Origin of the sequence: Flagellimonas chongwuensis, from assembly GCF_013376415.1 — a bacterium.
Lineage (GTDB): Bacteria > Bacteroidota > Bacteroidia > Flavobacteriales > Flavobacteriaceae > Flagellimonas > Flagellimonas chongwuensis.
Window position 1 is genome coordinate 209,486 of sequence record NZ_WYET01000007.1, and the last position, 17,753, is coordinate 227,238.

The window sequence follows — 17,753 nt, forward strand, 5'->3', positions numbered from 1 at the left end:
CTTAAACCAGTGTTGTTTTTAATTGTCCGTTCAATATAGCTTGCACCTCGGGCTTACAACTTCCACAGCCTAATCCTGCACCTGTTTGAGAACACAGTTGCGAAAAATCCGTACATCCGCCCGCTATGGCATCTTTGATGTTCCCATCCCCCACTTGGCTGCAAGAACAGACCAAACTCCCTTTAAGTGGTTCCATTGTTGATGTACCCCGTAGCAATTCCTCTCTTTTTTCGGAGAGCTCTATTTCTTCTTCAATGAGCCGCTTAAACTCTGCGAACTCATTCTTGTCGCCCATCAAAATAGCTCCTTTCAAGGTGTCATCTTTCACAATGCACTTTTTGTAGAACCGTTTGCTCACATCCATTAACAATATCTCTTCATAGGAAGAATCGTCCTTTGGAGCATTGACCATTCCAATGCTGCATAGGTCAAGGTTTTCAAACTTTAAAATGTTCATCAATACGGAACCTCCATAAATGCTCCCTAAATCCCCTAGAATGTAATTTGCTGCTACATCGGCCTGTTGTTCCGCGGCCGAGGTAATGCCGTAGAGTGCATTTTCGAACTCGGCAATCTCTCCCAATGCAAAGATGGACGGATCGCTCGTTTTGAGATAAGGATCCACCAAAACGCCTCTTCGGGTCTCCAACCCGGCACTTGTTGCCAAAGATATGTTGGGTCTGGTTCCGATAGCATAAACAATGGCATTACACCGGAGGGTCCGGCCTGTCTTTAGATTGACCATCAAAGTATATTGAGATTCCTCTTCCTCAAAAATGGTGCTTACCTCATTGTCAAAAAACAATTGAATTCCCCTTTCGGAAACATCTTCGGCCAATAATTTACTGGAAACGGGGTCCAACTGGCGTTCCATTAACCTGGGAGCACGTTGTATTATGCTGATATTTATATTGATTTTTTTAAGTGCTGCTGCGAGTTCGAGACCGAGCAAACCTCCTCCCACAATGACCACGTGCTGTTCACTTGCTGGGAGTTCCGTTTTGGACAAATAGTCTTTGAGTCGGTCCGCATCGCCCCTTTCCCGCATCGTAAATCTTCCTGGCAGGTCCATCCGTACCTCATTTGGCACAAAAGCGCGACTCCCCGTTGCCAATATCAAAAGGTCGTAATTGTGTGTGCTTCCCAAATCATCGGTTACCTTTTTTTCTTTGGCATCGATGTCTTTGACACCATTGTTAGGGTACAATGTGACCTTGAGCTTTTCCAGTTCCCCTTGCTTCAATTTTTGAAGGGCTTCCCAAGACAGTTCTTCATTCACATATTCCGGGAGCAAGACACGGTTGTAAAAAGGATGTTCCTCTTTGGAAAACACATGGATTTCATCCGTTCTATTCTTTTCCCGATAGGTTTGGATAAAACGGTAAGCTGCCGCCCCAGCTCCAACAACAACTATTTTTTGCAGGGGCTTTTTGTATTTTTCAACCTGAACGGCACAGTATTTAAAATCGGGTTCTTTGGATACGGGGTCTACAATATCATTGGTAAGGTTGTTGGCCCGACTAAAATCATTGTTCAGGATTTTGCCCCAGTGCATAGGAAGAAAAACTACCCTTTCGCGAATATCATAATTGATTTTTACCTTGACCCTAACATTGCCCCGCCTGCTCTTTACCACTGCAATATCGCCCTCTTTAAGATTGCGCACATATGCATCTACCTTGTTCATTTCAAGGAAAGGAGATGGGATATGGGTCAATAATCGTTTTACTTTTCCCGTTTTTGTGCGAGTATGCCATTGATCCCTGACCCTTCCTGTATTGAGCACCAATGGAAAGTCCGTTGTTGTGACTTCTGATTTGTTGTACAGGTTTCTGGGTGCATTGAAATGTACTTTCCCATTTGCAGTGAAATATTTTTGATCTTGGAAAAGCCTCGGTGTTCCCTTATGTTCGGGCGAAGGTACAGGCCATTGAAAGCTTCCTTCTTTTTTTAGACGTTCGTGGGATAGTCCAGAAATGTCAATATTGGTTCCCTTAGTCATCAAGCAATATTCATCATAAACTTCCGAGACATTGTTGTAGTCAAAACCGCCATACCCCATTTCTTGGGCAAACCTCCACAAGATTTCTGCATCCGGCAAGGCCTCACCGGGAGCAGCAATGACCTTGGGCAGATAACTTATCCGACGCTCGGAATTGGTCATGGTGCCTTCTTTTTCCAACCAACCTGCTGCCGGCAACAACAAATCCGCATATTTCGTGGTCTCCGAATTATGGGAAATATCTTGAACAATCACAAAATTGGCCTTTTCGAGAGCTTTTTCTACTTTTTTGGCATTGGGCAAACTCACAATGGGATTGGTGCAGATAATCCATATGGCCTTCATTTTTCCAGACTCCAGCGCATCGAACATTTCCGTTGCCGTGAGACCGGGCTCGCCATTGATTTCCTTGCCACCCCAAAATTGCCGGACTTCTTCCCTGTGCCTAGGGTTGCCCAAGTCGCGATGGGCCGCCAACAAACTGGCCATACCCCCTACTTCACGCCCCCCCATGGCATTGGGCTGGCCCGTTAACGAAAAGGGCCCGGAACCTGGCTTGCCAATCTGTCCCGTCAATAAAGAAAGGTTTAATAGCGAAACATTTTTATCCACCCCAATAACGCTTTGGTTCAATCCCATGGTCCACATGCTAATGAATCCTTTGGCATCTGAAATCATCTTAGCGGCCTTACGAATTTCCTCGGTGGTTATTCCACATTTTTCTGCAGCCTTGCGAATGGAAAGTTCAAAAGCCATTTGCTTACATGCTTCAAAATTAGAGGTGTGTTTTTGTATGAATGATTTGTCAATCTTCTTTTTTTCTATCAACCATCTGGCCATGGCATTGAAAAGAATCACATCGGTACCCGGCAAAATTTGTAAGTGCAGGTCAGCCAAGGCACACGTCTGTGTCTTACGGGGGTCCACTACAATCAATTTAACCTTGGGGTTTTGCTCTTTGTGCTTTTCAATTCTTCGAAACAAAATGGGGTGGCACCACGCGGGGTTGGCGCCGGCGATCAAAAAACAATCTGCCAACTCTATATCGGCATAAGCAATGGGAACAGCATCGTTGCCCATGGTTTTCTTGTAGCCCACCACGGCAGAACTCATGCAAAGCCTGGAGTTGGTGTCAATATTATTAGTTCCCAAAAAGCCCTTGGTCAGCTTATTGGCCAAATAATATTCCTCGGTAAGGCATTGCCCGGACACATACAGCCCAACACTGTCTGGGCCATATTTCTCCATGATACTTCCAAAAACGGCAGCTGCCCTTTTAAATGTAATATCCCAAGTAACCTGCTGCATGGGATGATTTCTACTCCATCGCATTTCTGGATAAAGTATTCTATCCTTGGTATCTTGGGCGACGTAATTCAACGTTTTTCCTTTGGTGCACAGCATTCCCTTGTTCACGGGGTAATCCTCATCCCCTTTAACGGACAATATGCCCTTGGCATCTTTGGAAACCTCGATGCCGCACCCCACTCCGCAATACGAGCAAATAGTTTTATGTGTATCTTTTTTCTGCATTCTGGCAACACCGTATTTTTTCGATGTTGAAAATTAAAAATTTACGTATAAATACGTAGTGATAATTTAATAAAAGTGATGCCCTAAATCGAGAGAATGATAAAAATTGTGGCAAAAGGTTGAAAAAATGAAACCTAGACTAAATTGTATTTGTTTGCCTTTTTGGAAAGATCTATCAAGTTTTTCACTTCCATCTTCTTCATCAGGTTGAAACGATGTGTCTCGATGGTACGTTTACTATTCTGTAGTTTCTCTGAAATCTCTTTGTTCGTATATCCGGCCAAGACCAATTCCAATACTTGAAGCTCTTTGTTGGTCAACTCAAAAGGATTGTTTTTATTAGTTTTGGACGATGGTTGATTTGTTATTTTATCAGAGCTAAATAAATTGTTTACCAGTACATTGGAAATATCCCCACTAAAATATTTACCACCTTCTTGAACCATGTGAATTGCTTTTACAAACTCCGCCTTGCCCGTATCCTTTAAGAGGTAACCGTTGGCGCCTGCCTGTACGGATTTTAGAATATACTCCTCGGAATCGTGCATGGAAAGAATGATGCATTTGGTATTGGATTTGCCTTTGGCATTAAGACGCTCAACGGTCTCGATACCTCCCAATTCCGGCATTCGGATATCGATGATCAAAATGTCCGGTGACTTTTCATCTACCATTTTGAGGGCATCCAAACCATTGGACACTTCTCCAATCACATCCAAATCTGGTTCTTCTTCCAACAAGGCACGTATGCCATCCCTGACCAAGGAATGGTCGTCGGCCAAAACAATGGTAATGATCGCTTTTTGTTCCGAATTTTGCATTGCACAAAAATAATCGAATTATTGAAATACGTAGAACATAAAAAAAGCTGCTCCATTCAACAAATGGAACAGCCTTAACTCCAACCAACTCTACTTATTAATTTTATTTGTTCGTTGAGAACAACTTTGGTTTGATGACCAACATGGCCCACGCCCAATTTTGGGCACTGGCGGCATCTGTCTCGGCCACGCCCTTAAGTTCATACATGCCATCTGCAGGAAACAATTGGGAATATCCCACTTTTAGTGCGTAACCATTGAATTTTTGGGTGAACACCAAATCGACTTCGGTTCCCAAAGAGTTTTCTCCACCGGGCAGGTCCTGCGCTCCCTTAAAATTTAAAACCTTGGCCAAGAGGCTAGATTTTTCTCCTAATTTTATATTGGTACTGATATGGACATCAAACAATCCAATGGAATTGGCATGATTTCCCACATAGAAATAATCCATAAAACCATTGAATTTATGATTGGTGCCATATAAAGGGAAAAAAGCACTTGTCTCACCTTCAGCTTGGCCGTCATTTCCACTTATGATTTCAAATCCAGCCCCTAGACCAAAAGTGTTCGATGCCTTGTAATTGGCATCAAACCCTAACAAATATGCCCCTTTCACATCCAACTCCCCTTGTCTTTCCCCTGTTTGTAAAAATGCATTCACGGCCAATCCAAAATCTCCTTTTTTATACGCAAAGTGCGCACCCAATGTCTGCAAATTACTTACACCATTTGCAATATCATTCCCATCAAAATTTTGAAAGCCATTATTGAGCATCAACAGACTTGTTGCAAAACTTTCCCATTTTTGTTTTAGGTAGAGCATCTGCATGGTCTTATAACTAAAAAAGCCCAGGGTATTATAGGTATTTCCTATAGATTGAAAACCACTTGGATTATCAAAGTCCTGATTAAAGGCAAAGGCAGCATCGATAACCAAATTATCTTTAGAATACTGTATCAGGGCTGCATCATGATTTCTGGCCTGTTGGGTCCAGTCCACTTCGCCCAATATCCTCTGGTCATCATAGGAAAGTACTTGTCTACCCAATTTTGCGGACCAGCCGGAACCGAGATCAAGTTGGGCCCAAGCTTCGAAAACAGCAAATGAATTGTTTTCATCCTCAGGCTGTAATTGACGGTTTTCACCCCATACAAAAACATCCTGAAGACTCAAGTAGAACCTATACTTTTCGGTTTGGTAATCCGTATTCAAGCGAACACGCGTAGCGGTCGCAAAACCAGGGTCGGAAGCATCTGAAATTAAATTTCCAAAGCCATTTCTATACTCTGTTCTTGGTCTAAACTGCCCGTCCACAATAAATTGGGCAAAGGAAAAATGTATTCCCATAAGGCATAGGTACACCAATAGCCTTTTCTTATTGAAAAACTTCATATTGTTTACTGTTTGGTTGAATTATAAGGAAAACCCAGGGTTCTAACTTTCCACGGTCGACATGGCCATTTTACCTTCCATTTCTTGAAGTACGGCTTCTTCATCCACGGTAGAGAATTTAATGGCAAATGCACTGATGGCCGCTACGACCACAAAAATTCCAATAATAAAATATCCGTTGGATACGGCACTTGAAGCAGCTGCAGCTTGTGCCGCTTTTACCGCTTCTTCACCTAACCCCTCATTAGCCTTTATAGCCATGCTTTCAGCTATTGCCGATTTAGATTTTAATAAAAGTGCGGCCAAAAATGCACCAACATTCCCCCCTGCCCCAACGATTCCCGAGATGGAACCAATAGCTTTTTTGTTGATAAAGGGAACAACAGAAAATGTTGCACCCTCGGCCATTTGAACAGTTAGACTAAAAGCCACCAAAAAGATGATTCCCACTGCAAGACTTGTGGTCAATGAGAACACGGAGAGCATAACGCCTTCGGCCATCAAAATAAAAGTCAGGAACAAAACCCTTCCACGAAGCCCTTTTAACTTTCCGAAACGATCTCCGAAAAAGCCGCCCAAGGTACGAGCAAAAATATTCATCAGGGCAAAGGACAAAACAATGTTCCCTGCCGTAATCCTCTCCAAGCCAAAGGTGTTTTGTAGATAATCGTCCATGGTACCATAAACGGTAAGCTCCATACCAAAACAAGCGGCATACACCAAAAACAGAATCCAAACGCGGTAATCTTTCAAGGTACTTAGAAAAGATATTTTATCCTTCTTCAAAACCGGCATGTTTCCTGTTTTCCGCAATTCTGCAAAATTGCCCTCTGGGGTATCCTGGGTAAAGAAGTAGTAAACAAGCCCCATTAAAAAACAAACTATTCCAGCAATAACCATGGAGTAACGCCATGCAATTTCATCGGCAACACCAAAACTTACCACGGCAGCAGCAATCAAAGGCATTCCCAATCTGTTGGCACCACCACCAAGATTTCCCCAACCGGCCGATGTAGCATTTGCAGTACCCACAATGTTGGGAGCGAACATAATGGAAGTATGGAATTGGGTAATAACAAAGGAAGCCCCTATGAATCCGATAAGAAATCTACATAACAAGAACTGTAAGGGTGTTTGGACCAAACCTATCAAGATTACGGGAATAGACCCAATAATCAATAACCAAGTGTAGCACAATCTCGGCCCAAACCTATCGCACAACTTACCAATAAGCAATCGGGCAAAAACAGTACCCGTAACGGCTAAAATTATAGAATTCCATTTTTGCGATGGAGTCAATCCCAAATCCTTAACAACATCAGGCATAAAAGGAACAATTCCAAACCATGCAAAAAAGCAAATGAAGAAAGCAATGGCAGAAATCCAAAACGTTCTAATGGGTATACTTTTAAGATTCAATAGATTTAATCGTGTGGCTTTCATAATACTTAGATTAATTGATTAGATAATCAAATCTAAGTATTTATACGTATTTATTGAATTTTACATCTGTTTTCTACGTATTTTTATGAAATATACTGAAGAAACCTTGTCATATTATGACATCATAAAAATGAGCCTTCTGCTACTGATAATTTGAAAATAGGCATTGAACACAACAGGAAGCTATACTATAATAAGGTATGGCTTTAGAGTTCCATTCCTACCACTCTTTGGATGGCATCTTCAAAAAATGATGGATGGTCGGCCACCACATCACCCACGATAATTATTCCGGGGCATGATAAATCCAATTCGCTGGACATATGGACAGCATCATTTAAGGTGCCCGTAATACAATTCTCGTTTGGCAAAGTTCCATTTTGAACAACGGCAAGTGGTGTGTAGCTTTTTCTATACTTTCCTATTTCCTTGGCTATTTCCACCAACTTACGGACTCCCATCAAAATGACCAGTGTTCCGGAAGATTGCGCAGCTAATTGAAAATCCTTGGAGAGCCCACCTTCTTTTGTAGTCGCGGTCACTACCCAAAAACTGTTGCTCACTCCTCTTTTGGTTACAGGTATCCCTTGACTTGCAGGCACAGCTATGGCATTGGAAACACCTGGTACCACCTCCACAGGGATTCCAAAAGATTCCGCATATTCGACTTCCTCCATTCCTCTACCAAATACAAATGGATCACCTCCTTTTAGCCGGACCACATGACCATACCTAAATGCATTTTCTACGATAAGGGCATTGATCTCATCTTGATTAAAGCTATGTTTCCCACACCGTTTTCCTACGTATATATTCGGAATGTGCCTTGGAGCTTCGGTTAGTAAATCAGCATCCGTTAATGCATCGTACAGAACAACATCAGCCCGCTTCAAAGCGCGCAATCCCCTAACAGTAATAAGGTCTGACGAGCCTGGACCTGCACCAACCAAAGTTACTCTTGCCTCTTTCTTATATTGCTTCATTATAATTATTTGTTTTGATTTTTATGGATTCCACAACAAGAATACGTATTTATTTTTAAATAATTATTAATTATATACGTAATTATACTTAGTTTTGGTTTGTATTTCAAAATCATATATATATGAAAACTGTAATTGTAGTGGGCAACGGAATGGTGGGATATAAGTTTTGTGAAAAATTTGTAGCTAAATCCTCCAGCGATGAATATAAGCTTATTGTGTTCGGTGAAGAACCCAGACCTGCATATGATAGGGTTCACCTCAGTGCATATTTTGAAAATCAAAATGCAAATGCTTTGGAACTTGCACCTGCCTCTTGGTACAAAGAAAATAACATTGAACTTATTACAGGGCAGCGGGTGTCAGATATTAAAAAAGAGAATAAGGAGATCCATACCGCTTCGGGCAAATCCTATACCTATGATTATTTGGTCTTGGCTACAGGTTCCGTTCCTTTTGTGCCTCCTATTTCCGGGGTTGAAAAAGAAGGTGTCTTTGTCTACAGAACCATAGAAGATTTAGAGGAAATGATGGCCTATGCTTCACAAATCAAAGCCATTAAACCCAACGGAAAAGCAGCTATTTTAGGAGGAGGCCTCTTGGGGCTCGAAGCAGGAAAGGCTGTTTTGGACATGGGCCTGGAAGCCCACGTAGTGGAATTCGCTCCCAAACTGATGCCCCGACAATTGGATACCCGAAGTAGTAATGTGCTCCAGTTAAAACTGGAGGATATGGGAATACAGGTACATTTGAGCAAGGCAACCAATAAAATCTTGGGCGACAAGGTAATAGAAGGAATGGAGTTTGGGGAGGATGACCGACTGGATGTGGATATGCTCATCATTTCGGCAGGGATACGCCCCCGGGATGAGCTTGGTAAAACCTGCGGACTGGAAATGGGAACAAGAGGTGGAATCATCGTTGACAATAGAATGCGAACATCCACTAAAGATATATTCGCCATTGGCGAAGTGGCCCTGTACAACCAAATGATATATGGTCTTGTCGCTCCCGGTTATGAAATGGCCGATGTTGCCGTGAACCAGATAATGGGCAATCAAGAGGTCATTATGCCAGAGCATATGGATATGTCCACAAAACTTAAATTAATGGGTGTGGACGTAGCCAGTTTTGGTATTCCATATATGCCCGTGGAAAAGGGGTTGTCCATCATTTTTGAAAACAAGACAAAATACCTCTACAAGAGAATCAATGTAAGCCATGATGGAAAAACGCTCTTGGGAGGGATTCTCGTTGGGGATGCCAAGGACTACAATATTTTGCACCAGATGTACTTGAACGGTATCGCTTTGCCCGATAATGCCGAAGAATTGATCGTAGGGGCACGTGGTGGGGAAGGCTCTGCCTTTGGCAGTGCCATAGATTTGCCCGATACTGCCCAAATCTGTTCCTGTGAAAGTGTTTCCAAAGGAAACATCTGCTCCTCTCTTTTGAATGGCGAATCCAAATCCCTTAAAGATATTATAAGCTGCACCAAAGCCACTACAGGTTGTGGAGGATGCAAGCCCATGGTGGTGGAGTTGGTCAATGAGACGCTAAAATCCATGGGTAAAAAGGTGAAAGATGTCATTTGCGAACATTTTGAATATACCCGACAAGAACTCTATGGCATCATCAAGGTAAAGGGCATCACAAGTTATGATGAAGCTCTTGACAAATGTGGACAAGGTGATGGATGCGAGGTGTGTAAACCTGCACTAGCCTCCATTTTTGCCACCATTTATAACCATACGGCCAACAAAGAAGACATAATACAGGACTCCAATGATCGTTTTTTGGCCAATATCCAACGAAATGGCTCCTATTCGGTAGTTCCAAGGATACCCGGTGGCGAAATAACCCCCGATAAACTGATCGTGCTGGGAGATGTGGCCAAACAATACGGTTTGTATACCAAAATCACGGGAGGCCAGCGCATTGACTTATTTGGTGCCGAACTGAACGATCTTCCCGCCATTTGGAAAAAACTGATCGATGCTGGTTTTGAGAGTGGCCATGCCTATGGGAAATCCTTACGTACCGTAAAAAGTTGCGTAGGCTCCACATGGTGTCGATATGGCATGGACGAGAGCGTGAGCTTTGCCATTGCCCTGGAGGAACGCTATAAAGGGATTCGGTCCCCCCATAAACTAAAAGGGGGCGTATCGGGATGTATCCGTGAATGTGCCGAGGCCCGCGGAAAGGATTTTGGGGTAATCGCAGTGGAAGGCGGTTGGAACCTCTATGTATGCGGAAATGGTGGTGCCACACCTAAACACGCCCAATTATTGGCGGAACAAATAGACAATGAAACGGTCATCAAATACCTGGACCGCTTTTTAATGTATTATATCCGGACCGCCGCACCACTAATGCGCACTGCCGCTTGGCTGGAAAAACTGGAAGGTGGCATGGAGCAACTCAAAAAAATTGTCATCGAAGACAGTTTGAACATTGCCGAGGAACTCGAAACTGACATGCAGGGCCTTGTGGACAAATATGAATGCGAATGGAAGCAAGCTGTGGAAAATGAAGAAATCGGTAGGCGTTTCAAGCATTTTGTCAATACGGATGACAGGGACGATAATTTGGTCTTTGTTCCCATGAGGGAACAGAAAATGCCAGAACCATGGACCAACTAAATTATAAACACTATGGAAGCATTATTTCAACAATACAGCCCGGTTGCTTTGGACAAGGTAACGGTTTGGTTCAAAGCTTGCCAAGAACATGACATACCGGAAAACGGGGGGGCATGCGTAAAATATAAGAACAAACAGATTGCGCTATATCATTTTAAACGAAAACAAAAATGGTATGCCTGTCAAAACCTATGCCCCCATAAAATGGAAATGGTATTATCGCGGGGGATGTTAGGGGATTCCGAAGGTATTGCCAAAGTGGCCTGTCCCATGCACAAAAGAACATTCTCTTTGGAAACTGGGGAAAATCTCAACGGAGACCTGCCCTCGATCGCTACTTTTCCCGTAAAAGTGGAAAATGGCTTTGTGTATATTGGTTTTTCTGAATAGTTTTAAGAAAAACCAATGAATATGGCCAAATCCGAAAAACTTCTGGAAGCGTTCAAACTGTTTGATCAGGCCAATGCCCAAGACCCCAACAAGGAAAGCTTTGAAGGAAGATCATATCCGAAAGAGCTATTGTACGCACAGCGTATGACCGATATTCTAAATGAATTTGAACCGGATGCTTCGGAGGCATTGCAATTAACGGCACGTTGCCAGCATATTTGCAGGTGGGAAATACCTAGGGAATCCTATGAAATGAATCGGGTCGGCTACCTGAAATGGAGGCAAGAACTCAAAAAATTCCACGCGGAAAAAGCGAGCAATATATTACGGAAAGTAGGCTACGATGAAGATACTATTGATAGGGTATCGTTTCTATTGCTCAAAAAACAATTGAAAAAAGATCAGGAGACCCAAACATTGGAAGATGTTATTTGCTTGGTCTTTTTAAAGTTTTATTACGAGCCGTTCCTCACAAAGCACGATGACGATAAAATTAGCTCCATTTTGCAAAAAACTTGGGTAAAAATGTCACAAAAAGGCCATGAAGCGGCCTTGGCCCTGGCTTTTTCGGAAAGAGGAATGGAACTGGTCTCCAAAGCCCTATCCAACTAATGCCCAAAATGGGAGCGGACAAACAAATGAAAAGGAGCAATCAGCAGCAAACATTGGAGACCTCAACCTTCTTGAGGATCCGAAAGTGGTATGTATTGGCACTATCGGCCATTGCCCTTACCATTATCATAGCCCAAATTCTTATCCAACAGCACCTCAACTCCCAACTGGACGACTCCCGGGTAATCAATGTGGCGGGGCGACAACGTGCCTATAGCCAGAAATTGGTCAAGGAGGCCTTGTTGCTCAACCAAGAAAATCTACAGGAAAACCAGCGACAGGAGCTTTTAAAAGAACTGAACAGTACGCTTTATATCTGGAAGACATCCCACGAAGGGCTTCAAATGGGCAACGACAGTATTGGACTTCCCAAAGAGGACAATATATCCGTTCTGGAACATTTTGATGAGCTTTCCATACATTACAATTCCATGGTAAATGCTATAAAAACCATGCTTTCCCAAAAAGATACATCTGGAAAGGCATTGGATGTCCTATTGGCCAACGAAGGGCCCTTTTTAGAAAAAATGGACACCATTGTCAATGAATTTGATGCCATCAGTAAAGAACGGTTACAAAAGCTAAAGGCCAAAGAATACCTGTTGTTGTGTTTTTCTCTATTGATTTTGGTTTTGGAGGTCCTGTTCATCTTCAGGCCGTTGTCCGTTCAGATCAAGGAAACCATACGTAATCTGGTCAAAAGCCAGTTACAATCGGAGCAGGACGCCGAGGAAATCAAAAAAATATTCGAAGAAAAGGAACGCTCGCTCCAAGAACTGAAAGAACTGAACTTTGTTATCGACCATGCCGCTCTCTTTGCCAGTGGCCGCAGCGATGGTACCGTTGTTTTTATCAGTAAAAAATTCTTGACGCTTTTGGATGAATCCAACATTCCCCCCAACACCCATCTTTCCGAAATATTGACCACCGATGAAGGACAACGGCAATATCTTGGAGAGATTTTGACGAAACCCAGAAAGAGCATCAGAACGGAGGAAATTGAAATAAAGACCAAGGCGGGCAACAAATTGTGGTTGGACATGTCCATTGTTCCCATGCACCAAACAAGCCTAAAACAAAGTGTTTTGCTGTTATGTTCAGATATAACTGAGCGCAAGAACAACCAAGAAAAGGTGGAACAACTTACGCTTCAAAATTATGAAGATCGCATGCACCAGAAACAATTGCAGGCAAGTCTTATCGTGGAGGGCCAGGAAGAGGAACGAAAACGTATCGCCAAGGACATCCATGATGGCATTGGGCAAATGCTTACGGCATTAAGGTTCAATATCGAATCCATCAACTTGGACCAAAAGGAGCGCACCAAAGAAAAAATAGCTTATCTAAAAGAGCTTACTTCTGATCTGATCAAAGGCGTACGCACCGCTACCTTTAATCTTACCCCTCCGGAATTGGGCGACCACGGTATTTTTCCCGCTTTGCAAAAAATGACTTCGGAATTGGGTAAATTAACGGGAAAGAACATTTTGTTCGAGAACAAGGCTGAACAGAACATCCGTTTTGACTCGTTGGCGGAAACCAATATTTATAGGGTTACACAAGAAGCCGTGAACAACGCCATTAAATATGCGGATGCCAATTATATTTTGGTCTCCATAAACCATACGGACAATTTGTTGAGCGTGGTCATAGATGATGATGGCAAAGGTTTTGACCCGACTATTTTGGAACGTCCTCCAAAAAACAACAGTGAGGGTGGAATGGGCGTATTTTTTATGAGGGAGCGCATTAGCTACATAAACGGTAGATTGTTCATCAACTCCAGCCCCGGTGACGGAACACGTGTTACCATCAATTACAATTTGAACGAGACAAAAAAGCAAAAAAAAAGAGACGTATGAAGATTAGGATAAAAGGAAATTCGATACGGTACAGATTGACGAAAACCGAAGTGGAAACCTTTTGCAAAACAGGGTTGTACAAGGAAACCACAGATTTTGGTCACAGTGTTTTCAGTTATGTACTAAAAGCAAAGAAAGGCATTGATAGCCTAGAGGCCTCTTATGAGGAAAATACCATTACCCTATATCTGGACGATAAGAAACAATCGGGATGGGACATTTCGGATAAGGTTGGTTTTAGCGGCACAATGGATTTACCCAACGGAAAACAGCTTTCGCTGTTGGTTGAAAAGGATTTTGCTTGCTTGGACAACACTACCGAGGATCAATCCGACAATTATCCTAATCCAAAAATAGGAACCAATACCTGTTAACCCGAAAAATCTTCTAGGAAACAATCAATGAAAGCTTCAAAGTAAAAAATGAATGGCGGGAAACGGTTTTTTAAATGGACAGGATTCCTCTATATTTTGCTGTTGATGGAACTGAAGTATATGTAACCCAAGCCCCTGTTGGCGAAAGGGAAACTTGTATTTTATTGACAACTATACTGGGGAAAGTTACTCAGGGCGACCTGTTAGTGAATCTGGAAGGAAGTGACTTTATTGGAACCTGCCAGGATAACCCTTAAGCCATATATTGAAGAAGTTTAAAGAATCCAAAATAATAAGTACAGATTGTAAGAAGCCTTTCAGAGCCGTAACTTTTTTGAGTTACTTTTTCAATCATTTAAGCCAATTTAATATTGTCATTAACTATATCTTTTTCAGGTCAAAGTACTGACTACAATACTATTGAAGCAACCGTAAATAACCACCATCATAAATGACAACGATTTTAAAGCATTGTAGAACTTTTATTTCTCAGCTAATGTCGGAACAGATAAGCAACAACTATTTGTTCCATAACCTTAGTTTGACCAAAAATACCGTAGGCACGGCAGAAGAACTGATTGAAGGTTCGAATGAGAGGATTGAAGAAGAGGAAGTGATGGTCGCATCATGGTTTCTGTATGCCGGTTTTTCGAAAGGATATGAAAATCATGTTGAAAAAAGTCAAAAAATTGTCCGACAGTTTTTACATGATCAGGACTACGGCAATGATAAGGTTGAAAGAATTGTTTTGTTAGTAGGGGCCGCATGGAACAGCGAAGCTCCGAATACAATTGAAGAGGGCACGATAAAAGATATTAGAACATTCCGTTATGCTTCCAACAATCTTAGTGAATTATTGGAGTTAGAACGTATGGAAATGGATAACTTAGGTCAAAATCCTCCTTCTCAGAACCAATGGTATAAAAATCATATAGAAATACTAAGGACCGATCATAGATATTATACGGTTTATGCTTTGGAAAATTGGCAAGCCCAAAAGGAGGACAATATAATATCCTTAATTAAGAAAGCGGCAAAAATCGTCAAGACCAAGCAAAAAGAAAAGCTTAAGGTAAAACTAAAGAACCAAAGCCCGGAAAGAGCAATTCAATCTATGTACAGGACCCAGCTAAGAAATCATTTAAAGCTAAGTGATATAGCAGATACCAAGGCCAACATCCTATTATCCGTCAATGCAATTATTATATCCTTGCTCTTAGCTAATTTGATTCCCAAACTCGGTGTGCCTTCTAATTCTTATTTAATATATCCAACGGTAATCTTTGTCGTATTCAGCATAGCTTCCATAATCATGTCTGTTTTGGCCACACGACCCAAAATAGAGAACAAGGCTGTTGTTGAAGGAGATATACAGGCCAAAAATGCCAACCACTTGTTTTTTGGTAATTTCCACGCCTTGGAATCACAAGCATTCAAAGAAAAAATAAGGGACATCATTGAGAGTAAAGAAACTATCTACGACTCACTAACGCTTGATTTATACTATCTGGGAAAAGTATTACAATCAAAATACCAATTGTTACGATGGACCTATACCATTTTTATGGTGGGAATTATACTATCCGTGCTGGCTTTTGCCATTGCCCTACATTATTTTGGAATGGAGCAAGAGATTATAGACGCTGTTACTCCTAAACCTAAGGTTTAGCACATATTTCAAATGAAATGGTGTGCTGGGTTATTCCCGAATTTGGGCATTAAAAAAGCCGGCATACGACCGGCTTTACTTTGTAAGGCTTGTAATTAACTACATTACATCTTCCAGTTTTTTATTGGCTTCCAAGTCTTGCACAATCCAATCCCGTTGTTTTCTTATAACATTTGCAGAGTTGATTGGCAAGTGTGTATCGGCCAAAACCTCGTTGTACTTTTCTACTGCTGCTTTATCCCCTCGAATGGCTTCTTCCAGCATGGACTCATCATTATCACCGGAAAAGAAAGCTTTCATATCCATCCATGCTCGGTGCATTGCTCCTTTGGCGCTCCCATCCATACCTTTGTCCAGATCTAGGACCGGTGTTGCGGCTTTGAGCTCATTTAGAAAATTTCTACGTTCTCTTGCCTTGTTTTTAAAATAATTTTGAAGTCCAACTTCTTTGGCATTTTCGGCTGCCTTTTTATATCCTTTGATGGCATCCTCATTTTTTTGAACAATTTCGTTCAGATGACCCTCTACCTCTTTGATATCTTTGTTCATACTAGTAAATTTTGCGGTAACTATTTTGCCTACCGTTTGGCGTTCAATTTAAAATTACCATGAAAATCCAGGGTGGGTTGATGCAAACAATCATCTTTTGGACTCTATTGATCTCAATGCTCGCAAATGGCAGAATCTCGTGAAACTAACTACATATCAGGACGGAAGGGCAATAGATCAATATATTTGAAATCGATTTGACCCAAATGGTCCACTTGGATATTACCCGATATTAAGTTTGTTCCCATCTGAAGTTCTTGCCTGTCCTCTTGACTATAGCTCGAAAGAATATCCCTTGAGAACAAGATATATTCATCCGTAGGGATGGTATTTTTTAAGAGCCTATGTGCCACAATAATATCCTCCCCCATTAATTTGATGTTCTTTCCAATGGGCACCAGACCTACCTCCTCACCATAATGAAGAATTATTTTAAGTCCTAAGAGCTCGGGTATCTTGTCCACACCTTTATGTCCATTATTCATACTGCGCAGTACATTCATCTGCTTATAAAATTCGGTGTAAAAATAAATACACTGGTCAATTAAATCCTTTAAGCTCGGGAGCTCACCAGTACGATAAAAAAGTACAGCGTCCCCCTCTATTTCAGATATTTTAAGCCCAATTTCGTTGGAATATATAATCTTGTTCAACAGTGATGGAATAATCTTGGTGCTCAATTCAAAGTCTATCTCCCCCATAAAACGGGTAAATCCACTTATATCGGGAATACATATTAATGTCGGGCCAGTATGCATAGTTCTCTTTTTTTTGAAAAGATAATCTAACCCTTCCATCAAGGTGAATGCTATCCGAATCAATGTTAATCCTAATAGCGTTAATCAACTAGTGTCAAAGGCCTTACTTTTAGCAGTACAATCAACAACCAATGAATTTAAAACTGAGTACTTATACTAAAAGGGCCATCACAGGCGGGTTTATATCGTTGATAGTAATTTTATTTGGATCCTTTATGTTGGGAGAACTTAGTGGTTACGAAGCCAAGGTTCTCATAAACAAATCTCTTTCGGGGCTGAATATGCTTTGCAATACCATAGTTCTCGCATCTGCAACCACATTGACCTTGTTATTGACTTTGTTAGGACTGAGTTCTGGAACTAAATCAAAACTTAAGAACGACCATTATCTACACGTCCTTCAGATTGCAAAATTTGATACCGTGGTTTTTATAGCCGCATTGATATCCTTTGTTCTGTTCAATCTACCTATAACAGAATCAGAGAATGTACCCAGTAATTGGTATAGCGTTATTTACTACTCTAGTTTGGCTATATCCAGTATTCTTAGCGCTGCATTAATCGTGGTGATTCTTATGTTGTACAATACTGTGGTGAACATAATTAAGATAGTTGGTCTTGGACAAACCGACCATTATCTTACTGTGAGTGAAGATGAAAAAACGGGGGAGCAAGACAGCAATCCCGACAACTGAAACTATCATCTATAAAAAATAACCAAT

General features: G+C 41.6%; 15 protein-coding genes. 8 read left to right on the plus strand and 7 right to left on the minus strand.

Going from position 1 to position 17,753, the window contains the following annotated elements:
• Nucleotide 1: 1 nt before the first annotated feature.
• From GUA46_RS13710 to cobA, 5 genes are all read right to left on the minus strand, one after another.
• Complete coding sequence (locus GUA46_RS13710; protein ID WP_176620959.1) at nt 2–3,535, minus strand: nitrate reductase; 3,534 nt, start codon at nt 3,533–3,535, stop codon at nt 2–4.
• Between the two features lie 134 nt (nt 3,536–3,669).
• A complete protein-coding gene (locus GUA46_RS13715; protein ID WP_176620960.1) occupies nt 3,670–4,356 on the minus strand; it encodes a response regulator transcription factor in 687 nt (228 codons plus the stop codon).
• Nucleotides 4,357–4,459: 103 nt separating this feature from the next.
• Nucleotides 4,460–5,749, minus strand: a complete 1,290-nt coding sequence (locus tag GUA46_RS13720) for an alginate export family protein (protein ID WP_176620961.1) — start codon at nt 5,747–5,749, stop codon at nt 4,460–4,462.
• Nucleotides 5,750–5,791: 42 nt separating this feature from the next.
• Complete coding sequence (locus tag GUA46_RS13725; RefSeq protein ID WP_176620962.1) at nt 5,792–7,192, minus strand: MFS transporter; 1,401 nt, start codon at nt 7,190–7,192, stop codon at nt 5,792–5,794.
• Between the two features lie 206 nt (nt 7,193–7,398).
• Nucleotides 7,399–8,175: a uroporphyrinogen-III C-methyltransferase gene (gene cobA / locus GUA46_RS13730; protein WP_176620963.1), complete on the minus strand. Its 777-nt coding sequence runs from the start codon at nt 8,173–8,175 to the stop codon at nt 7,399–7,401.
• Nucleotides 8,176–8,297: 122 nt separating this feature from the next.
• Here cobA and nirB point away from each other — a divergent pair, with 122 nt between their 5' ends.
• From nirB to GUA46_RS13765, 7 genes are all read left to right on the plus strand, one after another.
• Nucleotides 8,298–10,817, plus strand: coding sequence for a nitrite reductase large subunit NirB (nirB, locus tag GUA46_RS13735; protein WP_176620964.1), 2,520 nt, complete (start codon nt 8,298–8,300; stop codon nt 10,815–10,817).
• Nucleotides 10,818–10,829: 12 nt separating this feature from the next.
• Nucleotides 10,830–11,207, plus strand: a complete 378-nt coding sequence (nirD, locus tag GUA46_RS13740) for a nitrite reductase small subunit NirD (protein ID WP_176620965.1) — start codon at nt 10,830–10,832, stop codon at nt 11,205–11,207.
• A 21-nt stretch (nt 11,208–11,228) separates the two neighbouring features.
• Nucleotides 11,229–11,819, plus strand: coding sequence for a DUF4202 domain-containing protein (locus tag GUA46_RS13745; protein WP_176620966.1), 591 nt, complete (start codon nt 11,229–11,231; stop codon nt 11,817–11,819).
• A gap of 8 nt (nt 11,820–11,827) precedes the next feature.
• Nucleotides 11,828–13,681, plus strand: a complete 1,854-nt coding sequence (locus GUA46_RS13750) for a PAS domain-containing sensor histidine kinase (RefSeq protein WP_229418514.1) — start codon at nt 11,828–11,830, stop codon at nt 13,679–13,681.
• Entirely contained in the window at nt 13,678–14,055 is a 378-nt protein-coding gene (locus GUA46_RS13755; RefSeq protein WP_176620967.1) for a DUF7009 family protein, read from the plus strand. Before GUA46_RS13750 ends, GUA46_RS13755 begins: the two co-directional genes overlap by 4 nt.
• A gap of 74 nt (nt 14,056–14,129) precedes the next feature.
• On the plus strand, nt 14,130–14,312 hold the full coding sequence (locus GUA46_RS13760) for a hypothetical protein (RefSeq protein WP_108244303.1): 183 nt from the start codon (nt 14,130–14,132) through the stop codon (nt 14,310–14,312).
• Nucleotides 14,313–14,551: 239 nt separating this feature from the next.
• Nucleotides 14,552–15,724 carry a Pycsar system effector family protein gene (locus GUA46_RS13765; RefSeq protein ID WP_176620968.1) on the plus strand — a complete coding sequence of 391 codons (1,173 nt, stop codon included), beginning with the start codon at nt 14,552–14,554 and terminating at the stop codon, nt 15,722–15,724.
• A gap of 99 nt (nt 15,725–15,823) precedes the next feature.
• Here the strand turns inward: GUA46_RS13765 and GUA46_RS13770 are convergent, their stop codons facing one another.
• Nucleotides 15,824–16,273 (minus strand): ferritin-like domain-containing protein, encoded by a 450-nt coding sequence (locus tag GUA46_RS13770; protein ID WP_108244305.1) that lies wholly within the window; start codon nt 16,271–16,273, stop codon nt 15,824–15,826.
• Between the two features lie 149 nt (nt 16,274–16,422).
• Entirely contained in the window at nt 16,423–17,031 is a 609-nt protein-coding gene (locus GUA46_RS13775) for a DUF2652 domain-containing protein (RefSeq protein ID WP_176620969.1), read from the minus strand.
• 131 nt (nt 17,032–17,162) lie between these two features.
• Between GUA46_RS13775 and GUA46_RS13780 the strand changes: the two genes are divergently transcribed.
• The gene (locus GUA46_RS13780; RefSeq protein ID WP_176620970.1) at nt 17,163–17,726 is read left to right on the plus strand and encodes a hypothetical protein; all 564 of its coding nucleotides are present in this window, start codon (nt 17,163–17,165) and stop codon (nt 17,724–17,726) included.
• Nucleotides 17,727–17,753 lie beyond the last annotated feature (27 nt).

What these genes read in the sequence shown, in the direction of transcription:
- GUA46_RS13710 (WP_176620959.1), bottom strand. Translation starts at nt 3,535, where the DNA reads ATGCAGAAAAAAGATACACATAAAACTATTTGCTCGTATTGCGGAGTG.
- GUA46_RS13715 (WP_176620960.1), bottom strand. Translation starts at nt 4,356, where the DNA reads ATGCAAAATTCGGAACAAAAAGCGATCATTACCATTGTTTTGGCCGAC.
- GUA46_RS13720 (WP_176620961.1), bottom strand. Translation starts at nt 5,749, where the DNA reads ATGAAGTTTTTCAATAAGAAAAGGCTATTGGTGTACCTATGCCTTATG.
- GUA46_RS13725 (WP_176620962.1), bottom strand. Translation starts at nt 7,192, where the DNA reads ATGAAAGCCACACGATTAAATCTATTGAATCTTAAAAGTATACCCATT.
- cobA (WP_176620963.1), bottom strand. Translation starts at nt 8,175, where the DNA reads ATGAAGCAATATAAGAAAGAGGCAAGAGTAACTTTGGTTGGTGCAGGT.
- nirB (WP_176620964.1), top strand. Translation starts at nt 8,298, where the DNA reads ATGAAAACTGTAATTGTAGTGGGCAACGGAATGGTGGGATATAAGTTT.
- nirD (WP_176620965.1), top strand. Translation starts at nt 10,830, where the DNA reads ATGGAAGCATTATTTCAACAATACAGCCCGGTTGCTTTGGACAAGGTA.
- GUA46_RS13745 (WP_176620966.1), top strand. Translation starts at nt 11,229, where the DNA reads ATGGCCAAATCCGAAAAACTTCTGGAAGCGTTCAAACTGTTTGATCAG.
- GUA46_RS13750 (WP_229418514.1), top strand. Translation starts at nt 11,828, where the DNA reads ATGGGAGCGGACAAACAAATGAAAAGGAGCAATCAGCAGCAAACATTG.
- GUA46_RS13755 (WP_176620967.1), top strand. Translation starts at nt 13,678, where the DNA reads ATGAAGATTAGGATAAAAGGAAATTCGATACGGTACAGATTGACGAAA.
- GUA46_RS13760 (WP_108244303.1), top strand. Translation starts at nt 14,130, where the DNA reads ATGGACAGGATTCCTCTATATTTTGCTGTTGATGGAACTGAAGTATAT.
- GUA46_RS13765 (WP_176620968.1), top strand. Translation starts at nt 14,552, where the DNA reads ATGTCGGAACAGATAAGCAACAACTATTTGTTCCATAACCTTAGTTTG.
- GUA46_RS13770 (WP_108244305.1), bottom strand. Translation starts at nt 16,273, where the DNA reads ATGAACAAAGATATCAAAGAGGTAGAGGGTCATCTGAACGAAATTGTT.
- GUA46_RS13775 (WP_176620969.1), bottom strand. Translation starts at nt 17,031, where the DNA reads ATGCATACTGGCCCGACATTAATATGTATTCCCGATATAAGTGGATTT.
- GUA46_RS13780 (WP_176620970.1), top strand. Translation starts at nt 17,163, where the DNA reads ATGAATTTAAAACTGAGTACTTATACTAAAAGGGCCATCACAGGCGGG.